9 protein-coding genes and 2 pseudogenes are annotated in these 15,405 nt (G+C 60.6%); 1 reads left to right on the top strand and 10 read right to left on the bottom strand.

Annotated features, from left to right (window positions below):
- Positions 1-18 precede the first annotated feature (18 nt).
- Entirely contained in the window at positions 19-1,563 is a 1,545-nt protein-coding gene (tnpC, locus tag SB764_RS33730) for an IS66 family transposase (protein ID WP_410866072.1), read from the top strand.
- 1,960 nt (positions 1,564-3,523) lie between these two features.
- Here the strand turns inward: tnpC and tssF are convergent.
- From tssF to SB764_RS33680, 10 genes and pseudogenes are all read right to left on the bottom strand, one after another.
- On the bottom strand, positions 3,524-5,371 hold the full coding sequence (gene tssF / locus SB764_RS33725) for a type VI secretion system baseplate subunit TssF (RefSeq protein WP_410866056.1): 1,848 nt from the start codon (positions 5,369-5,371) through the stop codon (positions 3,524-3,526).
- Between the two features lie 102 nt (positions 5,372-5,473).
- Positions 5,474-5,737, bottom strand: a complete 264-nt coding sequence (locus SB764_RS33720) for a PAAR domain-containing protein (protein WP_110330121.1) — start codon at positions 5,735-5,737, stop codon at positions 5,474-5,476.
- A 41-nt stretch (positions 5,738-5,778) separates the two neighbouring features.
- On the bottom strand, positions 5,779-6,183 hold the full coding sequence (locus SB764_RS33715; RefSeq protein ID WP_410866055.1) for a hypothetical protein: 405 nt from the start codon (positions 6,181-6,183) through the stop codon (positions 5,779-5,781).
- A gap of 22 nt (positions 6,184-6,205) precedes the next feature.
- On the bottom strand, positions 6,206-6,511 hold the full coding sequence (locus SB764_RS33710) for a hypothetical protein (RefSeq protein WP_410866054.1): 306 nt from the start codon (positions 6,509-6,511) through the stop codon (positions 6,206-6,208).
- A 116-nt stretch (positions 6,512-6,627) separates the two neighbouring features.
- Positions 6,628-8,289, bottom strand: coding sequence for a DUF2875 family protein (locus tag SB764_RS33705; RefSeq protein WP_205992251.1), 1,662 nt, complete (start codon positions 8,287-8,289; stop codon positions 6,628-6,630).
- Positions 8,289-10,586, bottom strand: coding sequence for a DUF3274 domain-containing protein (locus SB764_RS33700; RefSeq protein ID WP_205992252.1), 2,298 nt, complete (start codon positions 10,584-10,586; stop codon positions 8,289-8,291). Before SB764_RS33700 ends, SB764_RS33705 begins: the two co-directional genes overlap by 1 nt.
- Positions 10,587-10,604: 18 nt before the next feature.
- Positions 10,605-13,388 carry a type VI secretion system Vgr family protein gene (locus SB764_RS33695; protein WP_410866053.1) on the bottom strand — a complete coding sequence of 928 codons (2,784 nt, stop codon included), beginning with the start codon at positions 13,386-13,388 and terminating at the stop codon, positions 10,605-10,607.
- A 401-nt stretch (positions 13,389-13,789) separates the two neighbouring features.
- A pseudogene (ligD, locus tag SB764_RS33690) lies at positions 13,790-14,170 on the bottom strand (ATP-dependent DNA ligase); the annotation flags it as partial.
- Between the two features lie 73 nt (positions 14,171-14,243).
- Positions 14,244-14,639 (bottom strand): hypothetical protein, encoded by a 396-nt coding sequence (locus SB764_RS33685; protein ID WP_410866052.1) that lies wholly within the window; start codon positions 14,637-14,639, stop codon positions 14,244-14,246.
- 97 nt (positions 14,640-14,736) lie between these two features.
- Positions 14,737-15,299 (bottom strand): annotated as a pseudogene (locus tag SB764_RS33680) (IS30 family transposase); the annotation flags it as partial.
- Positions 15,300-15,405 lie beyond the last annotated feature (106 nt).

Genomic DNA, 15,405 nt, shown 5'->3' with positions numbered 1-15,405 from the left:
GTCGCCGAGCTCCGTGCCATGGTGCTCGCGCAACAGGCATCGCTGCTTGAGCAACAGGCATCGATTGCGAAGATGGTGGAGGAACTCGCCGCGCGAGATGACGAGATCGAGCGCCTGAAGGCGCAGATCGACAAGCTCAGGCGGATGCACTTCGGGCGCAAGTCCGAACAACTCGCGAAGCAGATCGACAAGCTCGAGGCGCAGCTGGAGGACCTGACGGGCGGCCGTGGTGCTGCCGAGGCGCGTAACCAGCGAGACAGGACACCGGATGCGCCGGCCAGCAAATCGCCTTCGCGAGAGCCGCTCCCGCCACACCTGCCGCGCGAGGAGAGCGTACTCGAGCCTGGTCCGCTCTGCCTCAGATGCGCGACGACCATGCAGCCGCTGGGTGAGGACGTATCCGAACAGCTCGCGCGCGTAGCCGCCGCATTCAAGGTGATCCGCACGATCCGGCGCAAATTGCTTTGCCCGGGCTGTGGCCATATCGAACAACTGCCGATGCCGAGCCTGCCGATCGAGCGCGGCATCGCGCATCCAAGCCTGCTGGCCGATATCGCGGTATCGAAGTTCGCGGATCACCAACCTCTGTATCGCCAGTCGGAGATCGCGGCCCGCGACGGCGTGACGCTTGATCGCGCCAGCATGGGCCGCTGGGTTGGCCAGATCGTCGAACTCTGCATGGTGCTGGTCGGGGCGATTCAGCGCTACGTGCTGGCTGCCGATAAGCTCCATGGCGACGACACGACGGTTCCCGTCCTCACACCGGGGAACCAGAAGACGACAACCGGCCGATTCTGGGTCTATGTGCGCGACGATCGACGCTCGGGCTCGACAGAGCCTGCGGCTGTCTGGTTTACGTACTCGTCGGACCGCAAGGGTGTTCATCCGCAAACGCACCTCGCCAACTTCAAGGGAATCCTGCAGGCTGATGCCGATGCCGGCTTCGATCAGCTGTACGCAAGCGGCGATGTCTTCGAAGCGGCATGCTGGGATCACGCGAGGAGGTACATATACGACGTTCACGAGCGTACGCCGACTCCGGATACCCAGAAACTGCTCGAGATGATCGGCGAGCTCTACAGCATCGAAGCTGACATTCGCGGCAAACCTCCCGATGAGCGGTTGCGTGTGCGGCAGGAGAAGAGCAAGCCTCTGCTCAACGCGTTCGAATCGACGATCAGGGCCAAGCTTGCAACGCTGTCGAAGAAGTCTACGCTTACGGGCGCGATCAACTACTCGCTGAACCACTGGGCGGCCCTCACGTTCTACTGCGAGGACGGACGCGCTGAGATCAGCAATGTGCTTGCAGAAAATGCCCTGCGTTGTGTAGCGTTGGGCAGGAAAAACTACTTGTTCGTTGGCTCCGACAGCGGCGGTGAGCGCGCGGCGGCGATGTACAGTCTCATCGGTACGTGCAAACTCAACGAAATCAACCCACGTGCCTACCTCGAATACGTGCTCACTCATATCGCGGACCACAAGGTCAACCGCATCGACGAACTGCTTCCCTGGAATGTGGCCGACAAACTGAAGTCGGCCGCTCCACTCACGCCCAACGTTTGACCGCGTAGAACCCAGATAGATCGTGTCCGCGATCATGGAACGATCTCACGTGATCTACCTGGACCTCCCCACGCTCCCACATCATGCTCCACGCGCGCGCGAATCGGGGACCGGCCCTGGCGAGCCGCTTACCGAGATACCGATGACTAGAGCGAATGACTGACAGCGCGTCCAAATTGGCACGATTGGCTGAGGCTTTTTTCGGTGGCCTAGCGAAAGGAGTGATGGTATTTGTGGGCATAGCCATACTGATAGTGGCCGTACTCTCAGGAGGGGGAGCAGATGTCATTGGTGGCACCTTGCCGACTACACGAAAAGAATGGGGCTACGTTCTTCTCATCATTCTGATATCCGTCACAGGCTTCATCACCTTCCTTTGGTTGCGACGCTCCTGGAAGTTCTGATAAGGCTACGGCGAACCTCCCACGTTTCTGACGAGGCCATGAGTGGCCGCTTCTGGCCGGCTAGCGCCTGAAGTGGCGTCCGTGCACGTCCTGCGGCATGGCTACCTAACGCGAGGGCATCCTCGTCAAACGCGAACGAGACTTTGAATTGGTGACCATGTTGAGGACCTTGCAGTCCGGACACCAGCGCCCCTTATTCCGCACATTGTCAAAATTGGCCGCCCACACGTGACCTCGGTGACACTGCCAGGTGAGGTGGGTCCGAGCGTTCACGTATGTATGCGACAGACACTCCCCTCCGCGCTCGCGCGCTACCGCCCGCGCCTCGTCGATAGAACAGCGCTGGCTGTCCACCGCGCATCGCTTACACCATCTGCCAGCCAAAACCGCACTTCCCTTGGCGGACCACGCGTGGCCCTTTGCACACCGAAACCGGTACGATCGCGCGGTCCCGGCGAATGTTTCGTCCAGGCACTCCCCCCCGAGCTCCGCCGCACGTGACTTGAGCCGTGCGAGCCCGTCGCTTGGAAGGAGGGACTTGCCCGCCAGGGCTTCCGCGCAAGTGGGGCACCAGGCGCCCCTGAGTACCGACTGGGCCGAGGTTACCCAGCGATGCCCCTGTGCGCACATAAAACGGTGTCTACTGTGATAGCCGGCGTATCGCTTTGAGAGGCAACGTCCCCCGTGGGCGTGAGCCGCTTGTTGCAGTCGCGAGAGGCCGTCAACGGCGAGCGCGGCTTCGTGCTGGCAGCGGCGGCACCAGCTCGACGTGTAAAGAACCGTCCCCGCGAGTGCCGCCCACCTATGGCCGCGGGCGCATCTGAACGTATGTCGTACAGCGGTCCCGAGAAACCGTGGCGACAGGCACAGACCGCCGCGGGCCGTTGCGGCCGCCTGAAGCCGTTCCAGGCCGTCTGCGAGCACTGCCCTCGGACGTTGACACTTTGGGCACCAGGCGCCGCGCTGGAGCACTGCTGAACCGGGCCTCTCAAAACTGTGCCCCGCCTCGCACTCGAACCGATACGCGTGAGCCATCCCCATGTACGGGGCAGAGACACACTTGCCCCCTCGTGCTCGTGCGACCGCGTGCAAGCGCTCAAGCCCGTCCGACAGCAAATCGCCGGGTAGCGGCCCCAATTCGCGCTTGCACATACCGCAAGTCGCCCCCCGCAACAGCGCCTGGCCGCCGCACGCCCATTCATGCCCGTGCGAGCAACGAAGTCGATACCTGTGGGTCGTGCCACGCCACGGAGCGTCCAGCCAGTTAAGACCTGCCTGCGCCGACTTTGCGTGCCCCAGGGCCGTTTTATCTTCGGTTGCGCATTCACTGCAACCCGCCACGCGCTTGCGGATAAGGTTGCGTGGCGCTACGACGGTTGTGTGCCCGCGGGCGCACGTGAACGGCTGCGCCGTCCACATGCCTTGCCACGAATCGCCCGCAAAAAACAGCGCGTGACGGTGCATTGCTCGCACCAGCGACGAGCTTGGTACGCGGACGGGAGGGAAGCGTGAGGGCTGAGCCACCGATGGTGTGCGCTTCATAGCGGGCTCGGCTGTTACAGCACCGGAACGGCGCCCGGAAGGAGTTGACCGCGCGCCAGCTCCGCGCCATTCGCGGCCGATACGATCTGGACCTGCACGAAGCTGTGCGCGGGGGCGTAGCGCACGAAAACGCTCTCAAGCACTCGCGCGAAAAGGGAGACTGGCACCCCGGCCAGCCCTTGCTCGTGAACGGTTAGACGCACACGCAGGCCCCGCGCCATCCGCGACTGAGGTTTCTCAACAATCCACTCCATCGCGGTTTCCCGTGACAGCCCAACGATCGCTTCGATTTGATCCTCGTTCGTCTGACCACGGCTTGGCACATGCGCTGCAAGCAACGACTTCAGAGCCGGCAAGCCGCTCTGATCGAGGCTGAACGGCCCGGCAGAAAGACTCTGGACGACGGACCAGTACTGATTCTTTGGCGCCAAACGCGCGGTGGCATCGCTCGGCCGCCGCAGCAGGCGCACCCGAGCAACGGCACTTCGGTCGGCAAGGGTGAAGTCGCCATCCCGATGCCCCCACTGCATCGAGCCGGGCCCGACACCGTTGGTGCAAAGCAGCGCCGCGTCAACCTGCTCATCGCGCGGCGGTGCCGCAGTCTCGCCGCGAGCCGCCACAAACTCCAGCATGCACCCGTCACCCGCGACGACCGCCTCGTGCCCCGTTGGTCGTGACGCAAGCCAGTACAGCACCTGCCTGCGGTCCGTAGAACTCGCGAATCCAACACTGTGGTCGAGAGAGTGGAAAGGCTTCACCTCTCGCGTGATCGCCGCGCCGTCGCCGTCGCGCGTTAGCCGCACGCTTTGCACAGCCCAGACCTCGACGCCTTGTGGATTCACCGTTTGCGCGATCAACGGGTAAGCGGAAAGCGTCGAGTCCTTCAGCGCGATCGGCTCTGCCGCACACGGGAACAGATTCACGACCGGCGTACATCTCAACCTGAAAGCCGACGGCGACAATGTCGCCAATGCGAGCGCCGGCGGCGAATCAGGGTGAAGACCGGAAACCGGCACGTGAATCGACAGGCGCCTCACCACGCGCCGCCCGGCGAGAAGTTCGCCAAGCCGAAAATCGAGAAAGTGAAACTTCTCGGGATACGCAAAGTATTCAAGCAGAAGACGGTATGAGGACGCACCGCCCAGATCGATGATTGCTTCGCACTCGCCAAAACCAACCGGAGAAATTGGAACGGCATCGAGCGCAGTCCAGCGCCCACTCGCATCAACTTCCAGAAAAGCCTGTTTGCCGCGATGCACGAGCGCATCGATCACCGCAGCAACTGCGGCTTCCGGCGCGTCAACAAAGACCCGGACATCGCCCCGGACGGCGCTCGCAAAATCAACGGCACCAGACTGCACCGCGAAACTGATCGAAATAACGCCGCTTGTTCCTTCGGGCAACCGCACGTTACCTGGCACAGCGGAAGGAATCTGGTAGGCAGCGTCGTCGATGCAGAGCGCCGACACGGTCGTGTCATAGACCGTCCTGAAGCCGTACTCACCGGCGCGCGTCGTGAGATGGGTACCTCGTGGCATAACCGCCGGTGACGCAAGCCGCTCAACCGCGGTACCGGGTTCGAAACACGCGATCGAACACGACGGAAAGGGGCGCAGGAATTCCGGATAAAGCACTTCGAGCAACGGGACCGTGAAGTCGGGGATATCGTCTTCAAGTCGTTCGCGCACGCGTGCGTTGAGGAGCGCGGCAGACTGGATCATCCGTTCGACGTGCATATCCTCCGAGTGCTCGCCCTGCATCGAGAGGCGTCCCGCCGCGCGTGAATTACGTGCGGTAAATTCAGCCAGACCGCGTCGCAGAAACTGCAGTTCGCGTTCGTAGCTCGATTTGAGATCTGACATCAACCGCCCCAATCTGTGTGGTTCGCTCTTTTGTCGCTGCATCATTGTGGCGACCGGAGTGATTCACACCGTCCGAAGACACGCCGGACACATACGGGCCTATCAGCCCAGGCCCGACGTTGACACCGACGAAATGAGCGTTGCGCCACATGAAATCTTATGCCCGTCAAAGGCCACGGCACGACCGCTTACGAGAACAGACTGATCGCCCTCGATAATCACGCAGTCATTGTGGCCAGACTGCGGGCAGGTGCACCGGTCGCCAACGCATGCGACCGCGCGGCCCATCACAGTCGAACCGTCGCGGCCAGTCACAACCTTGCCGCCGTGGCTCGTCGAATCACCTACACGAATCACGCCACGCATTACAGCCTCCCAACTTCAGCTTGTTCATGTTCCGCACCGCTCTACATGAGAGCGCACACCCTGTGGTCGAACCCATTCACGATCGCAGTCACCAGCCAACCAGCGGCGGCGCCGGCCACCACCGCCACCAGCAGGACGCGAAGACTCGGCCTTACGGGAGACCATTTCGCGATCGCAAGAACAACAGCAACGTAGGCCACCACAACCATGGCAAACTCGCCGGGCCAACTCACTGCGGCCAGGCTTCCCATGCCGATTCCCACAATCCCGGCCCACAGCAGCGCGCGAGCAACCCCACCATCGCAGTAGGCGAAACAGCCGCCTATCAGCGCCGCCCATGCCGTCGCGAACAGTATCGCAGCAAAAGCCAGGCAGCTTGACCGCAGCGCCCGGCGTACGCTTTCCGCCGCTGCACCCGATCCTCCCGACAGCTCCCCTTTGTGCATAGAACTACCCACCGGTTTGCAACTACATAAAAGCGCAGTTTGTATGGCCGAACTTATTGACCATGGAAGTCACCAGCCAGCTCAACCCGGCGCTGCCGAGGATTGCCGGAGCGACGATGCGCACGCCAAGCTTTAGTCGCGAGAACTTCGTGACGATCAAAACCACCGCGACGTACCCCAGCAGCCCCAAAACAAATTCACCCGGCCACCGCATCAATGCTTCAAACGGAATGCCCAAGGTGAAAAACAGCGTCGCGAGCATTGCACCACCAACGCCGTCGCAATACGCAGATGAGCCACCAACGACCCCGCCCAATGCCACCAGCAAGATTGCCACGCCCGCACGGACAACGCTGGATCGCGCTGTGCCGTGCGCACCGGTCGCCGGGACGCGCGTGCGTGCCCGTTCTGCCCTCTCGATAGATCCCGTCATCGGTAAAAAAGTTACGGCTTCAGCTGGAATGGATCAGCACCCCTGGCCTTCTGTGACCAGGCCGCTTTCACCGATGCGTCTGGTGGACTGACCATTACGATGCTCGCCGTGCCGTTTGGCCGGCGATTCACTGTCGCGCTGGCACCACCGTCATCGTAGCTCGCAATCAGGCCCAGACCGATCTGCACCAGAGGCGAACTGACTCCGGTGTTACCGATACGAGCACCAATGTCATAGCCTTCCTTAACGTCATCGAGGCTGGGGGCTGTGCTGCCCGTCTGCGCCAATGCCTGGCTCAACGGAATCACCCACTGGCGGTCTCCCGTCGTGTCATAAAACACCCGCTTCGGCTCCAGTTCGCCGTGTAGCGATGCGACCGCCGTTGCCCATCCGGCCTTCAACGCTTCGGCTTGCTGAGCCATCTTCAACGGACGTCCATGATCGTCAGTGAGCTTGACGTCCACCGGTCGGTGCAGATAGCCGAACAACGGGGCATTGTCGAACTGCTTGAGCTGCCATGTCGTCCAGCGCACCGGAATATAAGGCGTCGGCGTAAATTGACCAGGCCCCTGGTTGCCAAGCGTCCCCCAGAGTTCAGGCAGACGCGCTTGCCACCAGTCGGCACGGGGAACAAAGGCGCTGACGAAACCGCCGTTTTCGCGATCGACTTCTTTCTGAAACGCGCTCGATTCGCTCCAATAGAAATTCCACAGCTTGATGATGTCGTATTCGGTGTTCGTCTTGTTAATGGCGGCGGTCTGGTCAACCGCAAACGGGCGGATGAGCCGATCGACGCGGTCCGAGCGACTCACCATCATTACGCCGATGCTGTCGGGTATGGCGGGAATGATGTGCTCGAACGACGGTGGTTTGCCGCTACCGGGAGGACCAAGCAAATCACGCGTCAACGACCCATCATAGCTGTATACCAATGCCGCAGGCACGTCCGGGTGCGCATCGAAGAACTGAAACAGCTTATCGAGCATACCCGCGCCGTCTTCGGTATTGGCATCGTCCTGCCACAGGAACAACGTCACGCCCAGGCCTGCGTCCTGACGGCTACCCGCGATTTCGATGGCTGCCCGAAACCGGTTCGCCTTGTCTTTCGGAGGCCCCCAGACGATGACGGGTACCGGCCAACGGTCAACGGCACGACCGGCACCGAATTGAAAAGCGGTCGAGTTCGCGACCTGCAGATAAGTGAGGCGCTCATCATCGCTGCCCGGATAGTCCGCGGGGTTTTGCGAGAGATACGTCGCGTGGTTGTCCGCCTTGGCCTCGATACGCTGCCAGATTTCCTGATTGGTAAATGGGCCCGTCACGATCCCGACCCCCCGCACTTCGAGCACGAAGTCCTGGCCGCTCCGCGACAGCATCTTTTGCGAACCGTCAAAGCCCGATGCCAAGGCGGCCGACGATCTCTGCTGTGCCGGCGGCGACGAACCCGGCGTGCTGGACGCACCCGTCCGCTGCAGCCACGCAAATCCCGCTCCATAGACCAAGGCAGCCAGCGCCAGCACAACCAGCACACCATTCCGAATACTGCTCACCATGCCCGGCATCTCCTGTCCTGTTTCCCGCCAGTAACTATAGTGTCCCGCCGTCACGTAGGCGGTCCACATGATTGACAGCACGATAAACGCTGCCACGTAAGGCCAGATACGTAGCTTCATCAGAGACCTCCCAGCTTGCCCCAGTTCTGGGCGGCCTGGTTCTGGTAGAAGCGCTCGTCCGCCGCCCTCTGTTGCTCAATGGCCTGCTGTTGCGCAGCGCTGGCCTTCGGCGTCAGTTCGCTGGTCACCAAAGACGGCGGGAGATCAGAAATCAGTCCGTCTGGGAAATCACCGTTCTGGTAGTACGCGGCGCAGGCAACGATCAGGGCGGAAGTATCCGCTGGCAAGCGCCTGTAGTTAGCGTTGCCCGTGATTTTATTCATTGCAGGCTTGGTCAATTTCCAGTCCGCGATGCGCACTAGCAAATCTCCCCACACCGGATCGTCCAGCGTCACCGCTTGACCGATCGCTACGTCCATTGCCGTGACCCATCGGTGATTCTCGGCGCTATGCAGCACCCCCGAATGGTAGTTGTTCGCCTCGTAGCTTTCTGGACGCCCCAATCGGATGCGCGCCTCATTCGGCGTTTCTTCGCGCAGGATCGCAAAGCCGCCGAGCCCTCCAACCTTCCAGTTCTGCGACTGATCGTCGATTGCCTTGTTTGCGTTGAACGCCGCCTTACGCTCTTCCAATTCTCCCGTCGGGTCCATCGAATGCGAGTCCGTTACCCAGGTCAGCTTCGCGTACTGGTTCCCAAGAATCACGTCTTTCGTCACGTCGTCATCTGCCATCTGTCCGGCCACATCAGCGTGGCCGGGGCGGGGACCGCCCTGAACAGCTTCGCCCCCGTACATCTTGGGCTCATACGGCGGCTTGAGTTCCTCGCCATTGATGTACCGGATGTCGTTGCGCACAAAATTCTGCTGCAACGCCGCATTCGTTCCCATTGCCTTGGCTGTCCCAAGCATTGAGGCGCCGGCATCCGGGCCAGGTGACAGGCGTTCGAACGCGTCTCGCACCGGCACCCGGGCCGGTTTCAAGCCAACCAGTACTTTCTTGAATTTCCCGTCGCCATTGTGGTCCCTCTCCATACGCGTCCACATCCGCTGGAAGAAACGCTTCGGCTCGAGCGCCTTCATGGCTGACATGGATTTCTGTCCGGACTGGGACTTAAGCGCTGCGCCGTCGGCCGGAACCTCATCGGGCACACCGTATGTGCCGATACCGCGGACGCTCTTCAGACCGACGACCGTGTCCTCCGGGCAAAAGTACAGGTAGACCTTGCCGCGGTTATCACGCTCATCGAACGTAATCCAATTCTTGCCGCTCGGGTCAAGGCGCTTTCCCTGCGTAGGCGTCCATCCGGTTCCCGCCCGACCAGCGTGCTTCTCCGCGCCGATCAGCAGATCGGCGAGCTTCGGGATGCTGTACGGCTGCTGTGTGACCTCGTTGACGATATCGATCAGCGTCTTCAGCTTGGCGTGCCCGGTCTGGTTGCAGCCGTCTGTTTCGTAAAGGCTGTATGGACTGTCGACCATGATGATGCAGTCAGCGTACCGCTGCCCCTTCTGCTTCAGGATGGCCTGTGCCAAAAGCGTCAGGATGGTGCCCTGACTGTGGCCCATGACCGTGATCGTTTCGTGCTGTGGATCAAGGCCATGAGCCTCTGCCAGCGCCTTCGGCTTGATTGCCCTAATCGTGGTGATCAGATTGGCCAGCCGCGTTGCGGCTAGCACGAAATACCGTCGGTCCGGGCCGTCGGCAGCATACATGGAGTTGCCGCCCAACGCGTTTTTGGTCACGCGCTGTGTTTTCCAGTCTGCCTTGAAGCCCGGACCATACATGTCCGGGATGTTGTTTGTGGCGTTTGCGAAGAAGCCGCCACCCTTCGCGAAATGCTTGTCGAGCCGGTTGCCGTGGATGTCCTGATACTGACCGCGCGTCATCAGATTGCCATCGGCGTCTGCTGTCCGGCTGGTTACGTCGCCCGGATTGTTCGCGCGGGCAATATCCTCGCTCTTAGCGCGATAACCCCAATAGAACGGGATAAAACCGCTGTGTGTGCCCCGGGCATTAGTGCGCTGGTACAGGTTCAGGTCGGGATCATCAAGGAGATTCGCCTGTTGGGCAGTCGCCTGCGAACGCGGTTTGCCAGCAGTAGCTTGAACCGCCGCCTGATACGCCGCGCCATAAATTCCGGGTTTCAGGTCAGCCCGCGACAGGCGCTCGTTTAAACCCGTACACAGGCCATTCTCAACAAATGAGTACACTGCGCCCGGATCGTTGACGCCATGGATGAAGATCACAATACCCGGGAGATCACCGGGTAGCAGTACCGGGCGATCGCCCCCGCGATTTGCGTGGGTAACCGCTGCAGCCTGGCTTGTCACGTGATAATCGTTGCTTGAATTCGCCATGATTGTGTTGTCCGTTGCTCAAAGAACGGGCTTCAGGATGTCGATCTTCACTACGCGCATCGCGTCATCCTTCACTAGATCGGTCAGGCCGTTCGCATCGCTCTTGCCCTCTATCACGCGTCCGTCGTCGAGTGCGATGCGGTATGGCTGGTTGGCCGCAGCCGCCGTCTGTCCATCTTCGCCGGGATAATGCAACCGGAAGCGCTGATCGGTGGGCTGGTTGTTGAAGGCGCTCTTGGGAGCGCTTTCCGTTGCGGGGCCGCCCCACTGATGCGATGCCGATTGCAACCGGATGTCGCCGTTGGTCCCCAACGTCACACCACCGCCGATCTTGATGAAGCTACCGTCCTCGGCGACCAGGCGCACGGTCGGCGCCGAGAGCACAATTTCGTTTTCGTTCGTGCTGATTGCCACGCCTTTCTGCGCCGCGGCGGTCAGGGTGTCTGCCTGAGCCTGCAAGATCACGGGGCCCTCACCCGCGACCGCCTGAAACCCCTTGCCGCGGGCAAAAAGCTGCATGCCCTGTCCTGCGGTCGCGTTCAGGCGCTGACCGCTCATGAGCTGCAAATGTTGCTGCGCGATCTGGTCGATGTTCTCTCCCGCATAGGTGACGTGTGTCTTGGGAGTGAGGTTTGCTGAACCCGACTGCGCGCCGAACGCCATCAATGCCTGCTCGCTGCCCTGCGCTGTACCCGACGTACCGCCCGTGCCAGTTCCCGGACTCCAGTTCTTCAGCGCGTTCGCGACTTCCGTCTGTCCAGTACCATCCGCAGCCACGCCACCGTGCTGTCCCGCATAGTCACCCAGCGACTTGAAGAGCTCCGTGCATTCGGCGAGCAGCGAGACCAGTTCGTCGCGATCCATCTGCCCACCGGCGGCCTGCGATCGGGCATAGGTTGTCAGCAGGATGCCTTGCGCTGCGCGAACTGATGCTGCTGCGTCGGTGCGCAATTCGGCGCCTTCCCCACGATCGGTGCCGTTACCATCGGAGCGAGGATGCGTCAGGTAGCCCAGGTTCAGCTGCGAGGAAGCATGGTCGCTCGCGAGTTGAGCGCTGATCTGCTGCGGCGTATCGTCCAGACGGAGCTGGTTCGAGCGCTGTCCGTTGATTTCCTGACTCACCGTGCCGCTAAGGTAGCGGTTCCCCGGGAGCGCGCCGGTGCGGCTAAACATGGCGGGCATGTTCTGGCCATTGGGAAACACGCCCGCCACGTACATCCGGTCAGGATCGCCATTCAGGAAATCGAGCAGGACCTCCATGCCCTTTCGGGGCAAGGCGTTCTGGCCGAAGTTTGCGCCAGACCAGCTACCCAGCACTCGAACCGCCGCGCTGTCCGCCGGCGTGCCCTGTGTACCGGCGCCCGCGGCATGGGCGTGGTCCGCCTCGTCGAGCCCCTGAATCTGCACAAAGATGCGGCCGTACTCGTCGGTGTGAACCTGCTCGCCGTCTGGCACAACCACGACGCCGGTAATCGGATAGACGCGGGGAAGATCGACGCGTGGATCGTAGACAGGCGTAAGGGGCGTGCCACGCGGCACACCCGTGAACGTGTTTTCGTACCGGCTGGATTCGGAGTCGTCGCCCTGGGCGCCTCGCATGCGGGTAGGAACAGACGCTGGCGGCGTGTCAGACAGCCACCGGCTCGCAGTGAACAGCGATTGCGCGCGCGAGGAAAGCTCCTTGGGCAGATTGTTCTCTCCGCGATGGTGAAGCGACGTGAAGATCACGCGGCGATCTACCTCATCGACTTGATCCAGTTCGGGGTGCCCCGAGACCGTGACCCAGGTGCCAACTTCGAGGTTGCGAACGCCGCTCGCGCCGTCGATCCTCACGGCCTGACTACCGTGCGCCATAATCCGTGCTCTCCCGAGGCGCTGGTTGTCATCCGCAGAATCGGCAATGTGAGGCGCATCGATGCGTGAGTCAGACAGCAGACGCCCGAGGTCATTGCCCGCAGCGCCCTGATCCACCCGAGTCGGTGCCTGCAGCTTGTCCATCTGGCTGGGCTTGTAATCCCAGCTCACCCGGCGCACCGACCCGGCGACCAGCTGTCGCCCCGTCGAGAGAAGCGTGATGGAGTCAGACGTCCCAACGCTGGCGTCCGAGTGGTAAGGAACCGTTCCTGCCGGGCCTTGCTCTAGCTTGATCACGCTGTCGAAGAGCACCAACGTGTGAAAGGGCGATTGAGTGAGGTCCGAACTGCCCTGCCCTCCAGCCTTGATGAACCATGAGATGCCTTCGCGGCGGCAAAGTCGCCGGATAAAGTCGGCATCCGACTCATCAAATTGCAGCGTCTGCTCCCGGGTCGGGTATTTCGAGGCATCGATATTCGACATATCGATGTCGAACGTGGCGGCCAGCGTGGTGCTTCTCGTGCGCCATTCGCGCACGAGCGTCTGGATAATGTCCAGCGTGCTCTTGGTCCGGAATATCCGCGTGTTGATGCGACGCTCCAGTACCGATAGCGCGTCACGCACAACCAACTGATACGTCGCAAGAGAACCGTCCGACTCACCCTCGTGCGCGTCAGTCACGATCCCGCATATAGACTGAAGCGCACCGGTATCCGTTACCATCTGCACAGTCAGCGGTTGCCCGAGGAAATTCTGAAGCGAAACACCAGTGCTGGTCGAAATGCACGACAGCCGCCCCTCGATACCGCCGCAAAGATCTTCACGAATATCAAGCCTCTGCAGAAACAGCAAGCCGGCGAGATCTGACTGGGAATTGCGCCAGTAGAGTCGAAAGGCGCGGGTGTCCTGCGACGGGAGCGCGCCAATAAATATTCGCTGGATGTTCACGACCTTCTCCCCCGGAGGAATCTCACTTTATGCGATTTGAATTAGCCTGATATTCACCACCGATTAATCGTGCCGCATAAAACACGAGTGGCCCAAGATTGCGGGCCGAAAATAACAGGCGTTTAAGTCGCTGTCAAATTGTGTAAGAATCGCGTTTAATAACCAGTATTAATTTCTTCTAATAGCTGGCCGATGGCCTGGCAGGAAAAAAATTCCGCTCACTCCTGAGTACGGGCGTCCTGCTTTTTGGCACTTACCAGAGGCGTTTCCCATACCGCCGAGCGTGTTGACTTCCAGGTCGAGAGCTGCATTCGTCTCTGAGATCAGGCACGCAAGTTCAAAGGGCAGCTCCATCGACGAGAGCCCCGTTGCGCGTGCAACTTACCGCAGAATGGTGCCACTCATTTCAGCAACTTCGTCGCCACGGTTAGCGTTTGAGCCGTAGACCAGTACTCTGACCACGGGTCCGCTGACTCGAAGCTGAGGTACTCGCGTGCTGTCTGGACTCCCACTGCGCGCCGGATTTCAACTCGAACAACTGCTCCCACGACACCGGCATGGAGACACCCATGCCCGGGCGCGCGCGCGGAGAACGCCGCGGCTGTGGTCTGGCCTTTACCGTTGCGCAGGTAGTCCACGTAGACCTTTTTAATACGGTTCGACGGCCCCGACGTTGCCGAGAATCGCTCCGGTATGGTTTTCGCGAGATGCCGGACGAACGTCTGCGAAAACGCCTTGACCGCGTCATAGCCCACTCTGGGCGCCAACGGCACAACGACGTGATCGGGTTGTTGACGATTCTCATCCCCGTGTCGAACGACTGCGTTTGGCCGCTCCGCGACTTTCCCGATCCGCCTACCACCAGCGTTCAAAGTCGGCGAATTCGCGTGCCACTACCGAAAACTCGTCTCGGTCGAGCGGCGCCAGAATGGTCACCTTCCCGACAACTCCATTGGAATGCGTCCTGTCACCCTCAAAGGAAATCCGGTAGCCACCAGCGGACTTCGATACGCACAACACTACTTGACGTTCTATGTCGAACAGTTCCGCATTCGCGCAATCGTCGAAAGCCAAACCTTTCACAAACGAATCCCACGTCGAGCACGGTATCCAGACACGGTCGAAGAAGTGCAGCCGCTGCTGGAATTGCTTGGCTTCAATGGTTACGTTGCAGCACATTGACGGAAGACGGTCTTCCGTTTCCACGACGTCTATTTCGACGGAAAACGGTATTCGAAGTGCGATTCTCATGGGGATACCCTTGTGGGCAGCTAGTCAAACGCGGTGGCTGGCGAAATTGTTGACGATTTTGCTTTGCTCGTCGAGTGACCGCTCCTGGCGAGCGGATTCAACCGGTCGATGCAATAGTTCCCTGGAACCGTTCAGCCGGGGTTTCGTAATTCAATGTCTTCCTTGGATGCTCATTCAGCCTTCTTGCCATCGCATTGAGTTTGGTCTTTGAGCAGTCCGAGAGAACGATACCTTTCGGGAAGCACTGACCTGCTTCAATAGACCATTGGAATTTTCATTCGAACCACGTCGCCGGGGATGTTTCGAATCGCAGAAGGACACGGCAATGTCGGTGGCAATCGCTTGTGACCTGCCATCTCCGTGCCCCCGTCCTATGTGAACGACTTATGGAGTTCGTGCGGTAGCTTTCTGGCATGCTTTATCAGCGCATTGACTACCGAATCACTGTCTTTGCTGGTGAGCTTAACCAGCATGAGATAGCGCCTCTGCCGCTCTACAAGTGTTGCGATCTGGCCGCCGTAGCAGCCACAGAACAGGTCTCCTCCCAGTGACCAGCACTGTGCGGTCATCCACTGTGGCGGGCCGTTCGCTTATTGATATCGCGTCGCGGATCCTGCCGTGATCGTCCATTTTCTGGGTGTGATGCGTCGAACCAGGTAACGCGCTACTGAAGATCGACGGTGCCCCTTATACAGAAAAAACTGTGCGGAAGGCCATGGATGATCGGCGGAGCAAGCCTGAGGACAGCGCAGCCAACGTTCACTTT

The organism is Paraburkholderia sp. SIMBA_027, from assembly GCF_046535315.1.
Classification (GTDB): domain Bacteria; phylum Pseudomonadota; class Gammaproteobacteria; order Burkholderiales; family Burkholderiaceae; genus Paraburkholderia; species Paraburkholderia tropica.
This window is presented reverse-complemented; position numbering and strand designations above follow the sequence as displayed.